This window comes from Vicinamibacterales bacterium (assembly GCA_041659285.1).
Lineage (GTDB): Bacteria > Acidobacteriota > Vicinamibacteria > Vicinamibacterales > UBA2999 > 12-FULL-67-14b.
Genome location: JBAZYO010000001.1, coordinates 443,952 through 465,499, shown reverse-complemented (window position 1 = coordinate 465,499; position 21,548 = coordinate 443,952). Strand labels below are relative to the sequence as shown.

Here is a 21,548-nt window from a genome sequence, read left to right as displayed (position 1 = left end):
ACCCCTCATTCGAGATTTCGTGGCCCATCAAACTATCCTCGTTCTTGATTTCGGTTCGCAGTTTACCCAGCTGATCGCGCGGCGTTTACGCGAGCTGTCGGTGTACTGCGAAATACTCCCGTTCAACACGCCGCTCGACGCCATCAAGGCCAAGCGGCCCGCGGGCGTCATCCTGTCGGGCGGCCCCAGCAGCGTGGACGAGGAGGGCGCGCCGCACTGCGATCGCGCGGTGCTCGACCTCGGCGTGCCGACGCTGGGCATCTGCTACGGCATGCAGTTGATGACCGAGATGCTCGGCGGCCGGCTCGGGCGGTCGGCGCATCGCGAGTTCGGTCACGCCATCGTCCGGCGAGAGCCGGGCGCGTCGCGCATGTTCAAGGACATTCCGGACGAGCTCAAGGTGTGGGCCAGCCACGGTGACTTCGTCGCCGCCGCGCCGCCGGGCTTCACCGTGTGTGCCACCAGCAACAACGCCCCGGTCGCCGCGATGGAGGCGCCGGAGCTCGGCTACTACGCGCTGCTGTTCCACCCGGAAGTGGCGCACACCGACCGCGGCAAGGACCTGCTGCGCAACTTCGCCTTCGGCGTGTGCGGGTGCACCGGCGACTGGACCATCGCCTCGTTCATCGACGAGGCCACGGCGCGCATCAAGGCCCAGGTGGGGAACGGCCGCGTCGTGTGCGGCCTGTCGGGCGGCGTTGACTCGACGGTCGCCGCTTCGATCATCCACCGCGCCATCGGCGATCACCTGCAGTGCATCTTCGTGGACAACGGGCTGCTGCGGCTGAACGAGGCGCAGCAGGTGGTCGAGCGCTACAAGAAACTGGCGCTGCCGGTTCACTTTGTCGATGCCACCGACATCTTCCTGTCGCGGCTGGCCGGCGTCACCGATCCCGAGACCAAGCGCAAGCTGATCGGCGGCACCTTCATCGACGTGTTCAACGAGAAGGCGCAGGCGCTGGGCGAGTTCGACTTCCTGGCGCAGGGCACGCTCTATCCCGACGTCATCGAATCGGTGTCGGTCCGCGGCCCGTCGGCCACGATCAAGAGCCACCACAACGTCGGCGGCCTGCCGGCCGGCATGAAGTTCAAGCTGGTGGAGCCGTTGCGCGAGCTGTTCAAGGACGAGGTCCGCGCCGTCGGCCGCGACCTCGGCATCGACAAGGAATTCCTGGTCCGCCAGCCATTCCCCGGTCCCGGCCTCGCCGTCCGCATCCTCGGCGACATCACGCGCGACAAGATCGCGCTGCTGCAGAAGGCCGATGCCATTGTCGCCGACGAGATCCGGAAGGCCGGCTGGTACGAGCGGGTCTGGCAGAGCTTCGCCGTGCTGCTGCCGGTGCAGAGCGTGGGCGTGATGGGCGATGCGCGCACCTACGAGTTCACGGTGGCGGTGCGCGCGGTCGAAAGCCTCGACGGCATGACCGCCGACTGGGCGCGCCTGCCGCACGAGCTGCTCGCCGCGATCTCCTCGCGCATCGTCAACGAAGTGCGCGGGATCAACCGCGTCGTCTACGACATCAGCTCGAAGCCTCCCTCAACCATCGAGTGGGAATAGGGCACGGGCGGCCATGAAAGACTTCGTCCACCTCCACTTGCACACCGAGTTCTCGCTGCTCGACGGTGCGTGCCGGATCGACGAGCTGCTCGACGAGGCCCAGCGGCTGAAGATGCCGGCGCTGGCGGTGACCGAGCACGGCAACATGTTCTCGTCGGTGGTCTTTCACGACGCCGCCCGCAAGCGCGGCATCAACCCGATCCTCGGCTGCGAGGTCTACGTCGCGCCCGGCGATCGCCGCGACAAGAGCGGCACGCCGGGTGAGACCGCGAACCACCTGGTGCTGCTGGCCGAGAACGAGATCGGTTTCAAGAACCTGATCAAGCTGGTGTCGTCCGGCTACACCGAGGGTTTCTACTACAAGCCGCGCATCGACAAGGAGATCCTGGCGCAGCATGCCGAAGGGCTGATCGGCCTGAGCAGCTGCCTCAAGGGCGAGGTCGCCAGCGGGATTCGCGCCGAGCAGGCCGGAAAGGCGCTGGCCGCGGCGGCGCAGTACCGCGACATCCTGGGGAAGGGCAACTTCTTCCTCGAGATGCAGTTCCAGGGCATCGAGGAACAGCGCATCGTCAACAACGGCCTGATCCCGATCGCTCGCGACCTCGACATGCCGCTGGTGGTCACCAACGACGTGCACTACCTGCGCCACGGCGACCACAAGCCGCACGACATCCTGCTGTGCATCGGCACCGGCAAGTCGGTGAACGACGTCAATCGCCTGAAGTATCACGGCGACCAGTTCTTCCTGAAGACCGCGGCGCAGATGGCCGAGGTGTTCGGCGACTATCCGGAGGCGATGAAGAACACGCTGCTCATCGCCGAGCGCTGCAACGTGACCATTCCGCAGGGCCAGAACCACCTGCCGAAGTTCGCGGTGCCCGAAGGCTACACGCTGGACGACTACTTCGAGCACGTGGTGCGCGAGGGCTACCAACAGCGGCTCGAGCGGCTCCGGCAGCTGGACGAGAAGGACCAGCTTCGGCACACCATCGCGGAATACGACGAGCGGCTGGTCTATGAGATCGCCATGATCAAGAAGATGGAGTACCCCGGGTACTTCATGATCGTGTGGGATTTCATCCGCTACGCGCGCGACCACGGCATCCCGGTCGGGCCGGGCCGCGGCTCCGCCGCCGGCAGCCTGGTGGCGTGGGCGCTGCGCATCACCGACGTCGATCCCCTCCACTACGACCTGATTTTCGAGCGCTTCCTGAACCCCGAGCGCGTGTCGCTGCCCGATATCGACGTTGACTTCTGCGAGCGCCGCCGTGGGGAAGTGATCGAGTACGTCACGGCGAAGTACGGCCGCGAGAACGTCTCGCAGATCATCACCTTCGGCACCATGAAGGCGAAGGCGGTCATCCGCGACGTCGGCCGCGTGATGGACATGCCGTACGCGGACGTCGATCGCATTGCCAAGCAGATTCCGCCGGCGCTCGACATGACGCTGGAGAAGGCACTGGCTGAGAACCCAGTGCTTCGCGACATGGCGAAGAACGACTCGCGCGTCAACGACCTGCTCGAGATGGGGAAGCGGCTCGAGGGCGTGTCCAGGAACGCCGGCGTCCACGCCGCCGGCGTGGTGATCGCGCCCGGGCCGATCACCGACTACGCGCCGCTCTACAAGAGCAACCGCGACGAAATCACGACCCAGTGGGCGATGAAGGAAGTCGAGCGCGTCGGCCTCCTGAAGATGGACTTCCTGGGCCTGAGCACGCTGACGCTGATCCAGGACGCGTTGTCGGAGATCAAGCGCACGGAAGGGACCGTGCTCGACATCGACAACATCCCGCTCGACGACGCCCGGACCTATCAGCTGTTCGTGGACGGCCAGACCTACGGCATCTTCCAGTTCGAAAGCTCGGGCATGCGCGAGATCCTGCGCCGGGCCAAGCCGCAGCGGCTCGAAGACCTGATCGCGATGAACGCCCTCTACCGGCCCGGCCCGCTCAAGGGCGGCATGGTGGACGACTACATCAACCGCAAGGCCGGCCGCAGCCAGGTGAAATACGACCTGCCGTCCCTCGAGCCGATCCTCGCCGACACCTACGGCGTCATCGCCTACCAGGAACAGGTCATGCGCATGGCCTCGGTGGTCGCCGGGTTCACCATGGGCCAGTCCGACGTGCTCCGCAAGGCCATGGGCAAGAAAGACCCCAAGGTCATGGCCAAGCAGCGCGAGGCCTTCATGAGCGGCGCGCTGGCCAAGAACGTCAACGAGAAGAAGGCCAGCAAGATCTTCGAGCTGATGGAGTTCTTCGCGGGCTACGGCTTCAACAAGTCGCACTCCACCGCCTACGCGTTCCTGGCCTACCAGACGGCGTACCTCAAGGCGAACTTCCCGAAGCACTTCGCCGCGGCGCTGCTGACCATCGAAGCCGCGAACACCGAGAAACTCGCCGTCTACATCAGCGAATCGCGCGAGCGCGGCATCCAGGTGCTGCCGCCCGACATCAACGAGAGCCAGCTGCACTTCACGGTGGTCCCCGAGGGCGTGCGCTTCGGGTTGACGGCCATCAAGGGCCTCGGCGAAGGCGCCATCCGCAGCCTGATCGAGGTCCGCGAGCGCACCGGGCGCATCACCTCGGTCCATCAGCTGTGCGAAGAGCTCGACCTGCGCCTCGTCAACAAGAAGGTGCTCGAAGCGCTGGTCCGCTCAGGAGCGTGCGACAGCCTGATCCCGCAGGGCGTGCCGCTCGTGGCCGGCCGCGCCAAGCTGTTCGGCGCGGTCGACAGCGCCATCGAGCACGGCAACCGCACCCAGCGGGACAAGGAACAGGGCCAGGCCGACTTGTTTGGCGGCGGGGAAGAGGGCGGCCTCTCCATCATCCGGCTGCCGGACGCGCCACCCTGGACCGAAATGGAGTTGCTGGCGCACGAGAAGGAGGCCCTGGGCCTCTACCTCAGCGGCCACCCGATCGATCGCCACGCCGACGACCTCCGCGCCTTCGGCGCCAAGACCGTGGGCGACCTCACCCTGAGCGACATTCCCGAGGGCGTCGATGGCGCGCCGGGACGCCTGGTCATCGACGATGTGTATGTGGGTGGCATCGTCGGGGGCTTCCGCGGCCTGAAGACCAAGAAGGGCGACCCGATGTGCGTGTTCACCCTGGAAGATCACCAGGGCGCCGTCGAAGTGGTCGTGTTCCCAGAGATGTACGGCAAGCACCGCCAGTTGATCGAGAACGGCGCGCTGCTGCTCGTGCGCGGCAAGTTCGAGCGCGACGAGGAGAACTCCCGCTTCCAGTGCACCGACATCCTGCCCCTGGCCCTGCTCAAGGAGCGGCTGTCGCGCGGGGTCAGGATCCGGTTGAAGGCCACCTGCCCGCGTGAGACGATTGAAGCGCTGTGGGAGCTGATGGCCAAGCACCGCGGCGACCGCCCGGTGGCGGTCGAAGTGGAACTGAACGGCGGCGCGCGGCACGTCATCGTCCGCGCCGAGGTCACGCAGTCCATTCGCGTGCGCACGTCGGAACAGTTTGTCGCAGACGTCGAACGTATCTGCGGCCCAGGCTCAGTGACCGTGTATTCCTGACACCATGCCCGACCTGCTCGAATTCGAAGAACCGATTGCCGTCCTGCTGAAAGAGATCGAGGCGCTGTCAACGCTCGCCGTGAGCGACGACCGCGACCGCGAGATCGCGCGCCTCGAGAAACGCGTCGACGCCATTCGCGGCGAGCTCTACAAGAACCTGACGCCCTGGCAGCGGGTCCAGGTGGCGCGGCACCCGGGCCGGCCCACCACGCTCGACTACGTCGAGCGCCTGTTCACCGACTTCGTCGAGCTGCACGGCGACCGCAAGTTCGCCGACGACCACGCCATTGTCACCGGCACCGCCTTCTACAAGGGCGAGCCGGTGCTCATTGTCGGCCACCAGAAGGGCAGCGACACCAAGCAGAAAATCTACCGGAACTTCGGCTACGCGCGGCCGGATGGCTATCGCAAGGCGCTGCGGACCATGGAAATGGCGCAGAAGTTCGGCCGGCCGATCATCTCGTTTGTTGACACTCCGGCGGCCTACCCGGGCATTGAATCCGAGGAGCGCGGCGTCGCCGAGGCCATTGCCATGAACCTGCGCGAGATGGCGATGCTCGAAGTGCCGGTGATCGTGATCGTGCACGGTGAAGGCGGCAGCGGCGGCGCCCTGGGCCTGGCCGTCGGCGACCGCATCCTGATGCACGAGTTCGCCATCTACAGCGTGATCCCGCCCGAAGGCTGCGCCGCCATTCTCTGGCGCGACTCGGCCAAGAAGGTGGAAGCCGCCGAGGCCCTCAAGATCACGGCGCCCGACTTGCTGCGGCTCGAGGTCATCGACGAAATCGTGCTGGAACCGGTCGGCGGCGCCCACACCAACCCCAACCAGGCCGCGGCGCTGCTCGACGTGGCGCTGCAGCGATCGTTGGCCGAGGTCTCGGCGCTCGGCGTGCAGGAGCGGCTCGACCAGCGCTACGCGAAGTTCCGCAAGATGGGTTCCGTCGGCATCGTCGAAGCGTAAGCGTGGCCGTTCCCCCAATCTGGAATACCCGGCCGCACGACGCCGCGCAGGCCCTTGAACTGACCCGTGTGCTCGGCGTGTCGCCGGTCACGGCGCGGCTGCTCGCCATTCGCGGGCTCACCAACCCGGACGATGCCGCGCGCTTCCTGAAGCCGTCGCTGGATCAGTTGCTCGACCCGTTCCTGCTGACCGACGTGGGCAAGGCGGCCGACCGGCTGCTCGCCGCCATCGCCGCCAAGGAACGCATCGCGATCCACGGAGACTACGACGTCGACGGCATCACCTCCACGGTCATCCTGCGGCGGGCGCTGGAACTGCTCGGCGCCGACGTCGGCCACTTCATTCCGGAACGGCTGACCGACGGCTACGGGCTGCAGCCCGCGACCATCGATCGCCTGCACGCCGAAGGCGTCAAGCTGATCGTGTCGGTAGACTGCGGCATTCGCGGTGCCGACGCGGCGCGGCGGGCCCGCGACCTCGGCGTCGACCTGATCATCACCGACCACCACGAACCCGACAGCGAGCTGCCCGACGCCTTCGCCGTGGTCAACCCGAAGCGCCACGACTGCAGCTATCCCGACAAGAACCTCGCCGGCGTCGGCGTGGCGCTCAAGCTCGTGCAGGCGCTGTGCCACCGCACCGGCAAATCGGCGTGGCTGCCGGCCTTCGTCAAGATTGCCGCCATCGGCACGCTGGCCGACGTGGTGCCGCTGATCGGCGAGAACCGCGTGATCGCCAAGCTCGGCCTGCAGATGCTGACCAAGGGCCCGCACAAGGTGGGCCTGCGCGCGCTGTTCGAAGCCGCCGGCCTCACCGGTAAGACCATCGACAGTTACCACATCGGCTTCATGGTGGCGCCTCGCATCAACGCCGCGGGCCGCATGAGCACGCCCGACATCGCCACGCGCCTGCTCCTCGCCTCGGATGACGCGATGGGGGAAGAGGCGAAGGCGCTGGCGGATCAGCTCGAGTCCGAGAACACCCGCCGGCGGCAGGAGGATCAGGACATCCTCGCCAAGGCGAAGAAGATCGTGGAATCGGACCCCGACATCGGCTCGCGCGGCGTGCTGGTGGTGGCGGGCGAGGGCTGGCACCGCGGCGTGATCGGCATTGTCGCCTCGAAGCTGGTGGACGCCTTCTACCGGCCGGCGATTGTCCTCTCCATCGAAGACGGTGTCGCGCACGGCTCCTGCCGCAGCATCCCGGGCTTCGACATGCTGGGCGCCCTTGAATCCTGCGCGCCCATGCTCGGGCGATTCGGTGGCCACAAGCAGGCCGCCGGACTGCAGCTCGAAGCGGCGCGGATCAAGGAATTCCGCCACGCCGTGAACGCGTACGCCGACAACTGCCTCGGGCCCGACGACCTGCGGCCGCGCCTCTGGCTCGACGGGCCGCTCAAGTTGAACGAGCTGACCGATCGCGTGGTGGCCGAGTTCGCGGCGCTGGCGCCGTTCGGTCCCAGCAACCCGAAGCCGCGCTTCCACACCGGCCCGGTGTCAGTCGTCGACGGGCCGCGCATCCTCAAGGACCGCCACCTGAAGATGAGCGTGAAGCAGGACAGCCGCGTGCTCCGCGCCATCCAGTGGAATGCCGCCGAGCGGGAGCCCAACCTCACCGCGCAGAAGAGCGGCGTCGAGATCGCCTACACCGTGGAAGAGAACGAGTTCCGCGGCGAGAAGTACGTGGAGTTGCGACTGGAAGACTTCCGGGCCGCAGAGACCAAGACAGCCACAGGTACCAAGACAGCCACCGATTAGACGCAGATTAGACGCCGATTCATCTACATTCAGAATCCTGTCTAAACGAGTCGCCGCAGTGAGTCTGGTCTCACACCCTCTTCACCTCCAAGTGGCTGGGTCCGCACAAAGCGGCGATACCCGGTTCCAACGCCTCGTCACAGATGATGGCCGCTCTGCGGCTCACTCCTGCCGGAGCGCCTCCACCACGTTGACGCGTCCGGCGCGCCATGCCGGGAGGTACGACGCCGCGACTGACGCCGTCGCCAGGACGGCGAACACGGCGGCGTAAGTGAGCGGGTCGGTAGGCGTAACGCCAAACAACACGCTTCTGGCGGCAAAGCCGGCACCAGCGCTGAGGACGAACCCGAGAACCAGGCCCCGCCATGTGAGCCGCAAGGCCTCGGCAATGACGTCGCGCTGGATCTGCGAAGATGAGGCGCCAATCGCCATTCGCACGCCGAAGTCCTTCGTCCGGCGGCGCGTGTTGAACATGGCCACCGCGTACTGCCCTAAAGCGGCAACTACCAGCGACGCCACCGCGAACGCCATCAGCAGCCTGGCGATCATGCGCTCCAGCACCGTCACGCTTTGGAGACGCGCGTTCATGGTCGACATGGTGACGATCGGGACGCTGGCGTCGACGCCGGCCAGCGCCCGGCTCGCCGCTGCGGTCGTGCTTTCGAGGCTGCCGCGATGGCGGATGTAGAAGGTGGGATCCACTGGCGGATCGCCGTCGGCCTGCTGCTGCGCGAGGAACAGATAGCGTGGCCGCTCATCATGCGACGGGCCGTCATAGAGCGCGTTCGGCGCAACCCCGATCACTTCTGCCGGCTGCCGGCGATCGCCAACCAACAACGTGTGGCCGAGCGGCGACTGCACGCCAAACAGCTCCGCGGCCAGGTGTTGGTTGATCACCGCGACGCGGGCGCTGCCGCGCCGGTCCGCCATCGTGATCTCGCGGCCCGCGCTCGGCGCCAGGCCAAGCGCGCGCAAATAATCCGGGCCGACCGGCCGAATGACTGCGGGCGTCGGCTTCACCTCAGCATCGCGCGCCACCGGGCTGGTGCCAATGAAATTGCCGTTGGGGACTCGCCGCGAGTAGGTCACCGCCGCGACGTCACCCAAGGCGCCCAATCGTTCGTGCATGCGTGCGATCAGCGCAAACCCGGCGTCGCGCTCGGCGGCGCTCGGCGCGGCCGTCACATACGCTCCCGCCCGGCCCGCGCGCACGGTCACCAGCAATAGGTTGTCGGTATTGAAACCCGGTTGGCCACTATCGAGCAACGACAACGACCGATACGCCAGGCCCGCGCTGGTGAGGAGTAACACCGAGAAGGCCAGCTGCATCACGACCAGCGCGCTCGACAGTTTCGACCGGCCCGGCGCGACACCGGGCTCGCCGCTGCGCAGCCACGGCAGCACCTGCAGCCGCCACGTCCGCAATGCCGGGGCCGTCGTGAAGGCAACGGTCGCCACCATCGCCAGCCCCATGGCGTATGCCGCCACCTGCCAGTCGGGCTTGATCTCGCCGAGCACGCCCGCCTGGGGTTCGACTACGCGAATCAGCACCCGGGCGGTCCACCAGGCGAACAGGGACGCGGCCACCCACGCCGCCGCCGAGACCGCCACGCCTTCGGCGACCAGCATTCGAACGATACGGGTGCGCGAGGCGCCGAGAGACTGGCGCACCGCGGTATCACGCTGCCGCATGACCGAGCGGCTCAGCATCAGGTTGGCCACATTGGCCGATACGATCAGGAGGGTGATTAGTGTCACCACACTGAAGAGGGCGAGGAACCGCGGCGCCATCACGGCAACCGGGAGGAGAGCGGCGGCGGAGTAGTCACTGACTACGGTTCGGGCATCCTTGAGGTCGGCGGGGTGGGCCGCGCGCAACTGGTCGGCCATCGCGGCGAACTCGGCGCCCGCGCCGGCCAGCGATGCCCCCGGCGCCAGCTGCCCGGCCATCAGCACCAGCCACTGTCCCCGATTCTGCAGGACGGCGCCGCTGCCGATCGCCTGGTAATACGGCGTGAGCGGCAGCCATAGATCCTCACCTGGCGTGAGGGTGGCGCCTCGGAAGCCACCGGCGGTCACTCCGACGACGGTGGCCACACGCCCGTTGACGGTGATCGGCTGGCCGATGGCTTCGGGGGCTCCTTGCAGTCGCTCGCGCCAGAAGCGGTCGCTGACGATCGCGACCAGTCCGTCGCGCGCCTGGTCATCGTCCGGTCGAAACCGCCGGCCCGCCGCAATCGCCACACCGAGGGTCTCGATATAGTTGGCCGTCACCAGCGCGCCGAAGTGGGCGAAACTGCCGGACGCGACGCCAACGGTCAGCCGTTCGTCGGCCCAGCCGGCCAGGCCGCGCACGGTCGTGGACTGGGAGGCGTAATCGCGATAATTCGGATAGCTCACGTACGGGTCGCTCAGCATCCGACCGGGTTCCGTGTGCTTGATCGTGACCAGGCGCTCGGCGAGGACGCCACGCGCTGGACTGGTGAGCACGCCGCGCACGACGGAATACACCGTCGTGTTACCGCCGACCACCAAGGCAACCAGCAACACGGCCGTCAGGCTTAGCGCCGGGGAATGCCAGAGGATCCGCGCGCCAAATCGCAGGTCCTGGAGCAGCTGCTCTAGCCGAACCCACGACCACGTCTCCCGGGTCGTCTGGGCCACGAGCGGCACGTTACCGAACTCCAGGAGTGCGGCCTGTCGGGCCTCCTCCGGCGACTCCCCGCGCTCGATGCGATCGCGCGTCGCCATCGCAAGGTGCGACTCGATCTCCTCGGCCAGCCTCTGCTCGCGATCCTTACGCTTCATGATCCCGCACCGACATCAGCGACGCCATGGCCTCGACGAGCTGGAGCCAGCGGGACTGTTCACTGGCGAGGCGCTTGCGCCCCGCTGCAGTGAGCTTGTAGTAGTTGGCCCGCTGCTTGTTGTCGGAGGTCTTCCACTCGGAAGCAATCCAGCCTCGCTCCTCGAGCCGGTGCAGGGCCGGATAGAGCGTGCCCGTTTCCGCCTTGAAGGCCTCGCGGGACGCGGCGTTGATTGCCTGGCTGATACCGTAGCCATGCTGCGGCCCGCGCCTCAACGTCTGCAGGATGATCAGGTCGAGGGTTCCTTGCATCAGGTCCATCCGGCTCTTGTAGCGCACGGTTCTCGGCATGTAGGCATCCTACATCCGTTGGGATGTAGGATGTCAACCCCCTCGTGAGCGGGCCGGGCCATGCCGGCCTGAATGGTTAATCGTCATGGTCTGTGTCATCTGTGTCATCTGCGGCCCTGGTCTATTGGTACAATCTGAGTTGTGACTCCCTGGCAGAAACGCGCGCGTGCGGCGCTGGCGCTGGTCGCCATCGGCGTGGTCGGCGCGGTGGCCTACTCGCTGCGGCCCCGTGAGGTGCGCGTGGCTCCGCCGCCGGTCGAGCGGCTCGATCCCGCGGCCACCGTGGAGACGCGCGGCGGCGATGTCATCCAGCTCAAGGGCGCCCGCCAGGATCTGCGGATCGAGTTCCAGGGCCAGGTCACCTATCAGAGCGGCGAGACCAAGCTGCTCGGCGTCAAGGTGATGGTCGACAACCGCGGCGGCCGCAACTTCGTGATCACCGGCAAGGAGGCCCGGGTCGGCAAGGACCAGAGCTCCTTCGAGGTGAAGGGCGAGGTCAAGCTCGAGACCAACGACGGCCTCACCGCGTTCAGTGAAGAAGCCACCTACACCGATGCGGAGAAGATCGTGCGCGCGCCGGGCGCGGTCCGCTTCACGCGCGGCCGCATGTCGGGCACCGGCGTCGGCTTCACCTTTGACCAACAACGCAACACCCTGTGGCTCCTCGATCAGGCCAACGTGCATTTCGCGCCCGAAGGCACCGCGGGCGCGATGGAGGTGACCGCCGGCGCGTTCGGCTTTGCGCGGACCGATCGCTACATGCGTTTCGAGCGCACCATGCACATGGATCGGGAAGGGCAGCTGATTGACGCCGGCGAGGCGGTCGTCCACCTGTTCCCCGATCGCGACGAGCCGGACCTGATCGAACTGCGCGGTGACTCGCGCGTCACCGGCGGCACCGGCATGGGCGCGCTGCAGTCGATGGCCGCCCGCGACATGAACCTCGATTACGGAGACGATGGGCGGACGCTGCAGAACGCGACCCTGGCCGGCCAGAGCGCGATTCAGCTGGCGGGGAAGGGCGGCGTGGCCGGACAGCGGCTGAGCGGCGAGTTCCTCGACATCGCACTGGACCCGGACGGCAGCGTCAGAAGCCTGGCGGCGCGGCAGTCGGTGACGGTCACGCTCCCGGCCACCAAAGACACCTCGGCCCGCACCATCCGCTCAAACGTCCTCACCGCGGCGGGCGGCGCGCAGGGCCTGTCGTTGATGAAGTTCCAGGAAGGCGTGAACTACGCCGAGGCCGCCACCAGGACCCAGGGCGCGCGCGTGGCCAGCGCGCAGAGCCTGGAGGCCTCGCTCGAGCCGGCTTCGGGCGCCCTGCAGGAAGCCACGTTCGCCGGCCGGTTCCAGTTCACCGACGGCCCGCTGACCGCGACGAGCAACCAGGCGCGCTACCGGATCACGGCCGGCACCCTCGCGCTCAGTGGCAAGGAGGGCGCGGCCGGTCCCCGCATCAAGGACGACACCTTGACGATTGATGCCGACGCCATCGACCTCACCCTGGACCCCAGGAAGATGGTGGCCACCGGCAAGGTCAGGAGTGCGCTGCAGCCGCCCCGCAAGCCCACCGGCAACGCACCGGCCGGGAAGCGGCCCGGGTTATTGGGCGACAAGGACCCGGTCAACGTGATTGCCGATTCGTTGACCTACGACGAGGTGACTCGCCGCGGTGAGTACAAGGGCCAGGCCCGCCTGCTGCAGGGCCAGACGCAGATCAACGCCGACACCCTGACGATCGACGAGACCAAGGGCGACTTGATCGCGGTCGGCAAGGTGGTCACCACGCTCGCCATTGTCCGCAAGGATGCGCCCGCCGGCAGCGCGGCCCCGCCGACCATTGCGCGCGGCGGTTCGTTCACCTACACCGACCAGGCCCGCCGCGCCGTCTACGAGACCGCCGCGCAACTGGATGGGGAGTCCGGCAACCTGCATGCGGAGAAGATCGAGATCGTGCTGGCGCCAGACGAGAACAGCCTGACGCGCCTCGAGGCCACCGACAAAGTCACCGCCATCGTCGACAAGCGGACCGTCACCGGGGCGCGGTTGTCGTACGTGCCGGCGGACGAGAAATACGTCGTCCTCGGGTCGCCGGTCACCATGATCGACGCCGACTGCCAGGAATTGAGCGGCAAGACGTTGACCTTCTTCAAGGCGTCCGATAGAGTCCAAGTCGACGGCAACAACGAAGTCCGCACGCAGACGAAGGGCGGCGGCAAGTGCGCCGCAACGCCGCCCAAGTAGCGCCTCCAACTGATGCCTTCGACCCTTCGCACACACGAACTGACCAAGTCATACGGCGGCCGCACGGTGGTGCGCGGCGTGAGCCTTGAAGTGAACTCGGGCGAGGTCGTCGGGCTGCTGGGCCCCAACGGCGCCGGCAAGACGACGACGTTCTACATGACGGTCGGCCTGACCTCGCCGGACGCCGGGCGCGTCCTGCTCGACGGCAAGGACGTCACCGACGACCCGATGTACGTCCGCGCGCGCAAGGGCATCGGCTACCTGCCGCAGGAGCCGTCGATCTTCCGCGGCCTGACCGTCGAGCAGAACATTCTCGCCATCCTCGAAACGCTGGACCTGAATGCCGCCGATCGGCGGACGCGCCTGCGCGAGCTGCTGGCCGAGCTCGGGCTGACACCGCTCGCCAATTCGCCCGCCTACACCCTGTCTGGGGGCGAGCGCCGGCGCGCCGAGATTACCCGCGCCCTGGTCATGAACCCGCGGTTCATCCTCCTGGACGAGCCGTTCGCGGGCATCGATCCGATTGCGGTCACCGAGATCCAGAAGATCATCTTCCACCTCCGGGATCGCGGCATCGGCATCCTGATTACCGACCACAACGTGCTGCAGACCCTGAAGATCACCGACCGCGCCTACATCGTCACCGACGGGGCCATTTTCAGGAGCGGCACCCCGGCGGCGCTGGCCGCGGACGAGGAAGTCCGTCGGATTTACCTCGGGACGGATTTCCGGCTGGACTAAGATTGTAAGAGCCGGACATGGCCATTCAGCAGAAGCTCCAAACCAGACTCGCGCAAAAGCTGATCCTGACGCCGTCGCTGCAGCAGGCGATCAAGCTTCTTCCAATGTCGACATTGGAACTCGCGGATCTCCTCAACCAGGAGGTCGTCGAGAACCCGCTGCTCGAGGAAGTCCCCACCGAGGACCTCCAGGCCGCGGAGGCGCAGCCGGCTGCCGAAAAAGAGAGCGAAGACAAGGCCAAGGCCGACAAGACCGATTCCTGGGACGACGCCGACTACGAGTACTTCTTCGGCGATTACCTGGACGACGGCTACCGCCCGCGGGCGCCGCAGGAGGTCAAGGAACTGCCGCCGATCGAGAACACACTGTCGACCAGCTCGTCGCTGACCGACCATCTCGAATGGCAGCTGTCCCTGCAGTCCGAGGCCGACGTCAACCGCGAGATTGGCGAAGCGATCATCGGCAACCTCGACGACGACGGCTACCTGGTGGCGTCGGTGGATGAAATCGCCTCGATGGGGCCCTGGCCGGTAGACGAAGTGGAGAAGGCGCTGCGCCTGATCCAGGGCTTCGACCCCATCGGCGTGGCGGCCCGCGACCTGCAGGAATGCCTGACGCTGCAGATCAAGCACCTGCACCTCGAAGGCACGCCCACGGAGAAGATCGTCTCCGAGCACCTGCGCCTGCTGCACAACCACCAGATGCCGGACCTGGCCCGCAAGCTGGGGCTGACGCTCGAAGAGCTGAAGGGTCACATCGAGATCATCCAGCACCTCGACCCCAAGCCGGGCAGCCGCTTCAACCCGCAGCCGTCGCAGTACGTCATTCCCGACGTCTACATCGTCAAGGTCGAGGATCAGTACGTCGCGGTGCTGAACGAAGACGGCCTGCCGCAACTGCGGATCAGCCCGACCTACCGCCGCCTGCTCGACAAGGGCGCGGCCGAGAACAACGACGAGACGCGCGCCTACGTGAAAGACAAGTTCCGCTCGGCGCTGTGGCTGATTAAGTCGGTGGAGCAGCGGCAGAAGACCATCCACAAGGTGGCCACCAGCATCTGCACGTTCCAGCGCGACTTCCTCGATCACGGCATCGAGCACCTGCGGCCGCTGGTCTTGCGCGACGTCGCCAACGACATCGGCATGCACGAATCGACCGTCAGCCGCGTGGTCACCAACAAGTACATGCACACGCCCCAGGGCGTGTTCGAAATGAAGTACTTCTTCCACAGCGGCATCAGCAGCTCGTACGGCGACGCGGTGTCGTCGGTGACCATCAAGAACCGGATCAAGAAGATCATCGAGGGCGAGGACCCCAAGAAGCCGCTCAGCGACTCGAAGATCGTCAACATCCTGCAGCGGGAGGGTCTGATGCTGGCGCGGCGCACCATCGCGAAGTACCGGGAAGAGCTGAAGATTCCGACCTCCAACCAGCGGAAGGTGCTGTTCTAGAAGTCAACGAGGCGGGGCCCATGCCCGCCGGGACTTGCGCGAGACGATGTCCATCACCCCGGCCATCACCGTACGCGGCCTGCTCGACGCACGGCCCGAATCGGTCGGCTTGTCGATCGAACTGCTGGCCGGCGCCAACGGGCTCGAACGGCACATCACCAGCCCTTACATCCAGAAGACCGGCCTCGCCCTGGCCGGCTTCCACGAATACCTGCAGGCCGGACGCATCCTGCTGTTCGGCGACAGCGAAGTGCGCTTCCTGGAGAGCATGGAGCCGGGCGCGCGGCGTCTCGCCCTGAGCAAGTGCTTCAACGAATCGCTGCCGTGCCTGCTGATCACCGGCGGCGCCGAGCTGCCGCCCGAAGTGGCGCTCGAGGGCGAGCGCGCCGACGTGCCCGTGCTGCGCACGACGGTGCCGACCGCCACCGCCATCGGCAAGCTGACCGCGATTCTCGAGGACCGGCTCGCCGCCCGCGAGATGATCCACGGCGTGCTGCTCGACATTCTCGGCCTGGGCGTGCTGATCGTCGGCGAGAGCGGCATCGGCAAGAGCGAGTGCGCGCTCGACCTCGTGGTCCGCGGCCATCGGCTGGTCGCCGACGACACGGTGGAAGTGCGGCGCCGCGCCGAGTCAATCGTGATCGGCGCCTGCCCGGAGCTGACCCGCCACCACATGGAGGTCCGCGGCCTCGGCCTGATCAACATCCGCGACCTGTTCGGCGTGGCGTCGACGCGCACCTCGAAGCGCGTCGAGCTGGTGGTGCAGCTCGATCGCTGGGATCCCGACCTCGAGTACGACCGCCTGGGGTTGGATGATGCGGTCTACGACCTGATCGGCCTCAAGGTGCCGTTGATCCGCATGCCGGTGGCGCCCGGACGCAACCTCGCCATCCTGGTCGAAGTGGCGGCGCGGAACCAGCTGCTGCGCATGCGCGGCATCAACGCCGCGCGCGAGCTGGTCAAGCGCCTCGACGCCGGCCTGTTGAACGCCTCGGCACACCAGCACCCGGGCACCTCGGCATCCAGGCACCTGGAAGAGGACGAGGAACTGTGAGCAAGGCCCGCTCGCCCATGAGCTGGGCCCGCTTCATCGTGCTCACCGGCCTGTCGGGATCGGGCAAGTCGCAGGCGATTCGCGCGCTCGAGGACCTCGGCTACTACTGCGTCGACAACCTGCCGGTGTCGCTGCTGCCGGTGATGGCGGAGCTCAGCGAGCGGCAGACCGAGCACAACCGCGTCGCAGTGGTGATGGACGTCCGCGAGTCGCGCTTCGTCAGCGACTTCCCGCGGGTCTATCGCAAGCTCAAGACCAACAAGCACCTCCGCGCGAAGCTGATCTTCCTCGAAGCCGGCCAGGCCGAGCTGGTCCGGCGTTTCAGCGAGACGCGGCGGCCGCACCCGCTGGCGCCCGATCGGCCCATCACCGAGGGCCTGGCCGAGGAGCGCGCCTCGCTGCGGACCATTCGCAGCATGGCCGACAAGGTCGTGGACACCTCGAAGCTCAACGTCCACGAACTCCGGCAGGCGCTGCGCGAGCTGGTGTCCGGGCAGAAGCAGGCCTCGAAGCTGGTGCTGACCTTCCTCAGTTTCGGGTTCCAGAACGGGCCGCCGGCGGAGGCCGACCTGGTGTTCGACGTCCGCTTCCTCAAGAACCCGCACTGGGTGCCGGCGCTGCGTCCACAGACCGGACGCGACCCGGCGGTGGCCGCCTACATTCGCCGCCAGCCGGTCGCGCGCGCGGCGATCAAGCGCCTGTCGTCGCTGCTGCGATGGATGGTGCCGCTCTACGTGCAGGAAGGGAAATCGTACCTGACCGTGGCCATCGGCTGCACCGGCGGCCGCCACCGCTCGGTCTACGTGGCCGAGGCGCTCAAGCGTGAACTCTCGGATCTGAAGGGCGTGTCGGCACGCGTCGTGCATCGCGACCTGGCGAAGGGAGCCCGATGATAGGCGTGGTCGTTGTCACTCACGGTCAGTTGGCCACCGAATTGGTCAACGCCGCGGAAACCATTGTCGGCGACCTGCCGCAATTCTCGGCGGTCTCGATCGGCTGGCATGAAGACGTGCAGGACGCGCGCGAGGCCATTGCCGCGGCGATCGAGCGCGTCAAGCGGCCGGGCGGCGTGCTGCTGGCCACCGACATGTTCGGCGGCACCCCGGCCAACCTCGCCATCACCTTCCTCAAGGAAGATGCCGTCGAAGTGGTCACCGGCGTCAACCTGCCCATGCTGATCAAGGCCGCCAGCCTGCAGGAGGGCGCGCGCCTCACCGATATCGCCCGGCTCTTGCGCGAGCACGGACGCAACGCCATCTGGGTGGCGTCGGATCTCATCAACGGGACGACCGGGGCCGACGCTGCAGACGGTGCAAAGGGAGCGACTGGCAACGGTCCTGCCACATGACCACCAGCGCGTGCGTGATTCGCAACCGCCTCGGGCTGCATGCGCGTGCGGCGGCGAAATTCGTGCACCTGGCGACCCGGTTCTCATCACACATCCGCGTCTCGCGTGACGGCCGGACCATGGACGGCAAGAGCATCATGGGCATCCTGTTGCTCGCCGCCGCCCCCGGCGCGAGCATCGTCATCACCGCTGACGGCCCCGACGAGGCCGAAGCCGCAGAAGCATTGTGCCGCCTGGTCGAAGGCGGATTTGGAGAAGAGCTGTGGAACGCCTGACCGGTATTGGCGTGTCACCCGGCGTCGTCCTCGGCCGCGCGGTGGTCCTGACCCAGCGCACCGAGGTGATGCGGTTTCCCATTCCCCCCGATCGGGTGGAGCAGGAAGTGGCCGCGCTGCTGCGCGCGCAGGCGGCGTCGAAGCAGCAACTGCAGGACATCAAGGCGCGCGTGGAGCACGGCCCCGGCAGCGAACTGGCCGCGCTGTTCGACGCGCAGTTACTGATGCTGGACGACCCGATGCTGGTCGGACGGGCGGAAGCCATCGTCCGCGGCGAGCGCGTCAACGCCGCGTGGGCCGTGCACCGCGCCTACGAAGAGCTCTACCACGTGTTCATGGCGATGGAGGATCCCTACCTCCGCGAGCGCGAGACCGATGTCGCCGACGTCGCCGGGCGCCTGCGGCTCAACCTCCGGCACGGCGCCAAGGGCCCGAAGGAACTGCTCAGCCAGATCGACGGGCCGTCCGTGCTGATCGCCGACGAACTCACCGCCTCCATCGCCGCGCAGCTCGACTGGTCGCGCGTGCAGGCGTTTGCCACCGACGCCGGCAGCCGCACCTACCACACCGCCATCCTGGCGCGATCGCTGAAGGTGCCGGCGATCGTCGGGCTGCACGACGCGTCGCTGCGCATCGCCGCCGGCACGCCGGTCGTGCTCGACGGCACCACCGGCGAGCTGATCGTGGCGCCAACGGCCGAGCAGATCGACGAAGCGCACCGGCGCGCCACGCGCCCGCGCCGGCGGGGGATGCGCGAGGCCGAGACCGGACCGGTCTTGACCACCGACGGCGTTCGCATCCGCCTCGAGGCCAATATCGAGCTGCTCGAGGACCTGCCGTTCCTCAACGAGCACGGCGCCGAGGGTGTCGGCCTCTACCGATCGGAGTTCATGCTGTCGGGCCGGCCGATCGAGAGCGTCACCGAAAACGACCAGTACGCGCTCTATCGCAGCCTGATCGAGCAGGTCGCACCGCGGCCGGTCACCATCCGCACCTTCGACCTCGACGAACGGCACTTTGCCGGCCCGGGCCGGGCGCCCGAACGCCGGCGGACGCGTCCCGGCCTGCGCGGCCTGCGCCTCGGGCTCGCCAACCCGGCGGTGCTGCGCACGCAGCTGCGCGCGCTGGTGCGGGCGTCGGCGCACGGACCGTTGCGCATCATGTTCCCGTTCGTGACCGCCGTCGAGGAAGTGCGCCAGGCCCGCGCGATGCTGGACGATGTAGTGTCCGGCTTCAGCCGGACCGAGGGCGTGCGGATCGATCCCGCCCAGATCAAGGTCGGCGCGATGATCGAGGTGCCATCCGCGGCCCTGGCCGCGGACCTGCTGGCGCCGGAGGTGGACTTCTTCACCATCGGCACCAACGATCTGATCGCCTACTGCCTGGCCGTGGATCGCACCGACGATCGCGTGTCGGACCTCTACGAGCCGTTGCACCCGGCGGTGCTTCGCCTGATCCGGATGGTGCGGCGGGCCGCGACCCGCCACCACATCCCCGTGTCGCTGTGCGGCGAGATGGCCTCGGACCCGGCGCTGGTCGGGCTGCTCGTGGGGCTGGGCCTCACCGAGTTCAGCATGACGCCCGGCGCCATCCCCATCGTTCGCCATGTCATCGAGGAACTGAGCGCCGCCGAAGCGCGGCGGCTGGCCGGCCACGCCCTGCGGCTGGCCACTGCCGCGGAGATCGAACAGTACTTGTTCGACGCGCTGGCCGCGTCTGCCATTCAAAGGAGTCCGTTGTCGTGATTGAACCGTTACATCGCGTCGAAAAACCGTGGGGCTACGAACTGTGGTGGGCGCGTACCGACCGCTACGTCGGCAAGCAGATCCACATCAACAAGGGCCATGCCCTCAGCCTGCAGTACCACAACAAGAAGGACGAGACCATCTTCGTGTGGTCGGGGAAGATTCTGTTCGAGCGGGAAGTCGACGGCAAGCTGGTCGCGACCGAAATGGGCCCGGGCGAAGCCGTGCACGTGACGCCGCCGACCGTGCATCGCATGACGGCGATTGAAGACTCGGATGTGCTGGAAGTCTCGACCCCCGAGACGGACGACGTGGTCCGGCTCGAGGATCGCTACGGAAGGAAAGGGACCTAGAACGGAATGTCGTCGTCGGTGACCGGGGCCGGGTCGCGCATCGGGTCCTGGTAGCCGGCGTCGCCGCCGCGCTCGACCTGACGCTCGCCGCCGCGGCCGGGGCCACCACCGAGCAGGACGATCTTGTCGGCCTTGACCTCGGTCGTGTAGTGCTTCTGGCCTTCCTTCTCCCACTGACGTGTCTGCAGGCGGCCTTCGAGATAAATCTGCTTGCCCTTCACGAGGTAGGGCTGCAGCGAGTCGGCCGTCTTGCCCCACAGGACAATGCGGTGCCACTCGGTCTGTTCCTTCTTCTCGCCTTCCTTCGACGTCCAGTTCTCGGTGGTCGCGATGCTGAAGCTCGCCACCGACTGTCCGCCTGGTGTCACGCGCACTTCGGCGTCCTTGCCGAGATTGCCCACCAGAATCACTTTGTTCACACTGCCCATGTCAGGTCGCCTTTCTCACTCTCAATCGCTCTTCGGTCGCTGTCGTCGAAGTTACTGGTACGGAATTACTGATCGTCGCCCGGCGGCTTGGCCCGGGCCAACCCGTCGAGTCGCTGCTTGGCCAGCCGCGCCAGGTCCGAATCCGGGAACAGCCTGGTCAATGATTCCCACGCCTCGCGGGCGCGGTCGTATTGTTTCATGCGCTCGAGGGCCAGGCCCATCTTGTAATACGCGTCCGGGACGCGGTCGCCCTTCGGGTAGCCGGTGATGACCCGGCCGTAGGCGTCAATCGCCTCGGTGAACTTGCCGTCGGAGTAGTAGCAGTCGCCGATGTACCACTGCGCGTCGTCGGCGGCGTCGGTGCGGGCAAAGCTCTTGAGATAGGTGTTGAAGCCGTCGATGCACAGCGTCCACTGGCCGGCGGTGAAGTCGGCGAGCGCCGTGCTGAACAGGCGCTGCGGCGACATGCCCGGCGACATGGTGACCGGCGGCGCCTGGGATTGCGGCGCTTGGACGTCGCTGACCGGCGGCGCGCCGGGGTCCACGGGGTCGGCGGGGGCCGCCGTCATCTGCGGCATCGCCAGCCGCAGGGCCTCGACTTCCTGCGACAGGCTGGTGATGCGGACGTTGCTCTCGTCGATGCGCTCGCGGACCACGCGCAGGTCGGTGCCGAACTGATCGACGGCGAGCTTCTGGTCGGCGAACGACTTGCGGGTGGCGGCGGCCTGCTCGTCGACGCGGGACGCGATCGCCTTCAACTGCGCGTTGAGGGCGTCGAGCGCCGCCTGCAGTTGTTGCTGCATCTGCTGCGTCTGTTCCTGCAGCATGCGGATGTCGGCCATCATCTGCATTTCGCGGCGCGACTGCGCCGCCGCGGGCGACGCCAGCAGGAGGGCCGAGGTCAGGGCAAGGATGCCGGCTGGCAGTCGTCGAGACATACG

General features: G+C 67.2%; 17 protein-coding genes. 13 read left to right on the top strand and 4 right to left on the bottom strand.

Annotation, left to right across the window (positions count from 1 at the left end):
- Positions 1-19 precede the first annotated feature (19 nt).
- The 4 genes from guaA to recJ are packed head-to-tail and all read left to right on the top strand — an operon-like array spanning position 20 to position 7,811.
- Positions 20-1,558, top strand: coding sequence for a glutamine-hydrolyzing GMP synthase (guaA, locus tag WC815_02090; protein MFA5907546.1), 1,539 nt, complete (start codon positions 20-22; stop codon positions 1,556-1,558).
- A gap of 13 nt (positions 1,559-1,571) precedes the next feature.
- Positions 1,572-5,093, top strand: a complete 3,522-nt coding sequence (dnaE, locus tag WC815_02085) for a DNA polymerase III subunit alpha (GenBank protein ID MFA5907545.1) — start codon at positions 1,572-1,574, stop codon at positions 5,091-5,093.
- Positions 5,094-5,097: 4 nt separating this feature from the next.
- Complete coding sequence (locus tag WC815_02080; GenBank protein ID MFA5907544.1) at positions 5,098-6,054, top strand: acetyl-CoA carboxylase carboxyltransferase subunit alpha; 957 nt, start codon at positions 5,098-5,100, stop codon at positions 6,052-6,054.
- Positions 6,055-6,056: 2 nt separating this feature from the next.
- Positions 6,057-7,811 (top strand): single-stranded-DNA-specific exonuclease RecJ, encoded by a 1,755-nt coding sequence (gene recJ / locus WC815_02075; GenBank protein MFA5907543.1) that lies wholly within the window; start codon positions 6,057-6,059, stop codon positions 7,809-7,811.
- Positions 7,812-7,973: 162 nt separating this feature from the next.
- Here recJ and WC815_02070 read toward each other — a convergent pair whose 3' ends face one another.
- Both WC815_02070 and WC815_02065 read right to left on the bottom strand, forming a co-directional pair.
- Positions 7,974-10,619 carry an ADOP family duplicated permease gene (locus tag WC815_02070; protein MFA5907542.1) on the bottom strand — a complete coding sequence of 882 codons (2,646 nt, stop codon included), beginning with the start codon at positions 10,617-10,619 and terminating at the stop codon, positions 7,974-7,976.
- A complete protein-coding gene (locus WC815_02065) occupies positions 10,609-10,968 on the bottom strand; it encodes a PadR family transcriptional regulator (GenBank protein ID MFA5907541.1) in 360 nt (119 codons plus the stop codon). The genes WC815_02070 and WC815_02065 overlap by 11 nt, the downstream gene beginning before the upstream one ends.
- Before the next feature lie 141 nt (positions 10,969-11,109).
- Between WC815_02065 and WC815_02060 the strand changes: the two genes are divergently transcribed.
- From WC815_02060 to WC815_02020, 9 genes are read left to right on the top strand one after another with little or no spacing between them, the layout of a single operon-like run.
- Positions 11,110-13,212 (top strand): LptA/OstA family protein, encoded by a 2,103-nt coding sequence (locus WC815_02060; protein ID MFA5907540.1) that lies wholly within the window; start codon positions 11,110-11,112, stop codon positions 13,210-13,212.
- A 12-nt stretch (positions 13,213-13,224) separates the two neighbouring features.
- Complete coding sequence (lptB, locus tag WC815_02055; protein ID MFA5907539.1) at positions 13,225-13,953, top strand: LPS export ABC transporter ATP-binding protein; 729 nt, start codon at positions 13,225-13,227, stop codon at positions 13,951-13,953.
- A gap of 17 nt (positions 13,954-13,970) precedes the next feature.
- Positions 13,971-15,404 (top strand): RNA polymerase factor sigma-54, encoded by a 1,434-nt coding sequence (gene rpoN / locus WC815_02050; protein ID MFA5907538.1) that lies wholly within the window; start codon positions 13,971-13,973, stop codon positions 15,402-15,404.
- A gap of 46 nt (positions 15,405-15,450) precedes the next feature.
- A complete protein-coding gene (gene hprK / locus WC815_02045; GenBank protein ID MFA5907537.1) occupies positions 15,451-16,458 on the top strand; it encodes an HPr(Ser) kinase/phosphatase in 1,008 nt (335 codons plus the stop codon).
- On the top strand, positions 16,455-17,351 hold the full coding sequence (gene rapZ / locus WC815_02040) for an RNase adapter RapZ (GenBank protein ID MFA5907536.1): 897 nt from the start codon (positions 16,455-16,457) through the stop codon (positions 17,349-17,351). The genes hprK and rapZ overlap by 4 nt, the downstream gene beginning before the upstream one ends.
- 5 nt (positions 17,352-17,356) lie before the next feature.
- Positions 17,357-17,806 (top strand): PTS sugar transporter subunit IIA, encoded by a 450-nt coding sequence (locus WC815_02035; GenBank protein ID MFA5907535.1) that lies wholly within the window; start codon positions 17,357-17,359, stop codon positions 17,804-17,806.
- Positions 17,803-18,081 (top strand): HPr family phosphocarrier protein, encoded by a 279-nt coding sequence (locus tag WC815_02030; protein ID MFA5907534.1) that lies wholly within the window; start codon positions 17,803-17,805, stop codon positions 18,079-18,081. Before WC815_02035 ends, WC815_02030 begins: the two co-directional genes overlap by 4 nt.
- Complete coding sequence (gene ptsP, locus WC815_02025; GenBank protein MFA5907533.1) at positions 18,069-19,826, top strand: phosphoenolpyruvate--protein phosphotransferase; 1,758 nt, start codon at positions 18,069-18,071, stop codon at positions 19,824-19,826. The genes WC815_02030 and ptsP overlap by 13 nt, the downstream gene beginning before the upstream one ends.
- Positions 19,823-20,179, top strand: coding sequence for a cupin domain-containing protein (locus tag WC815_02020; GenBank protein ID MFA5907532.1), 357 nt, complete (start codon positions 19,823-19,825; stop codon positions 20,177-20,179). Before ptsP ends, WC815_02020 begins: the two co-directional genes overlap by 4 nt.
- Here the strand turns inward: WC815_02020 and ssb are convergent.
- Together ssb and WC815_02010 are read right to left on the bottom strand one after the other, a co-directional pair.
- Positions 20,176-20,598: a single-stranded DNA-binding protein gene (ssb, locus tag WC815_02015; protein ID MFA5907531.1), complete on the bottom strand. Its 423-nt coding sequence runs from the start codon at positions 20,596-20,598 to the stop codon at positions 20,176-20,178. The genes WC815_02020 and ssb overlap by 4 nt on opposite strands.
- A 74-nt stretch (positions 20,599-20,672) precedes the next feature.
- On the bottom strand, positions 20,673-21,545 hold the full coding sequence (locus tag WC815_02010; protein ID MFA5907530.1) for a tetratricopeptide repeat protein: 873 nt from the start codon (positions 21,543-21,545) through the stop codon (positions 20,673-20,675).
- Positions 21,546-21,548 lie beyond the last annotated feature (3 nt).

What these genes read in the sequence shown, in the direction of transcription:
- dnaE (MFA5907545.1), top strand. Translation starts at nt 1,572, where the DNA reads ATGAAAGACTTCGTCCACCTCCACTTGCACACCGAGTTCTCGCTGCTC.
- WC815_02080 (MFA5907544.1), top strand. Translation starts at nt 5,098, where the DNA reads ATGCCCGACCTGCTCGAATTCGAAGAACCGATTGCCGTCCTGCTGAAA.
- WC815_02070 (MFA5907542.1), bottom strand. Translation starts at nt 10,619, where the DNA reads ATGAAGCGTAAGGATCGCGAGCAGAGGCTGGCCGAGGAGATCGAGTCG.
- WC815_02065 (MFA5907541.1), bottom strand. Translation starts at nt 10,968, where the DNA reads ATGCCGAGAACCGTGCGCTACAAGAGCCGGATGGACCTGATGCAAGGA.
- lptB (MFA5907539.1), top strand. Translation starts at nt 13,225, where the DNA reads ATGCCTTCGACCCTTCGCACACACGAACTGACCAAGTCATACGGCGGC.
- rpoN (MFA5907538.1), top strand. Translation starts at nt 13,971, where the DNA reads ATGGCCATTCAGCAGAAGCTCCAAACCAGACTCGCGCAAAAGCTGATC.
- hprK (MFA5907537.1), top strand. Translation starts at nt 15,451, where the DNA reads ATGTCCATCACCCCGGCCATCACCGTACGCGGCCTGCTCGACGCACGG.
- WC815_02030 (MFA5907534.1), top strand. Translation starts at nt 17,803, where the DNA reads ATGACCACCAGCGCGTGCGTGATTCGCAACCGCCTCGGGCTGCATGCG.
- WC815_02010 (MFA5907530.1), bottom strand. Translation starts at nt 21,545, where the DNA reads ATGTCTCGACGACTGCCAGCCGGCATCCTTGCCCTGACCTCGGCCCTC.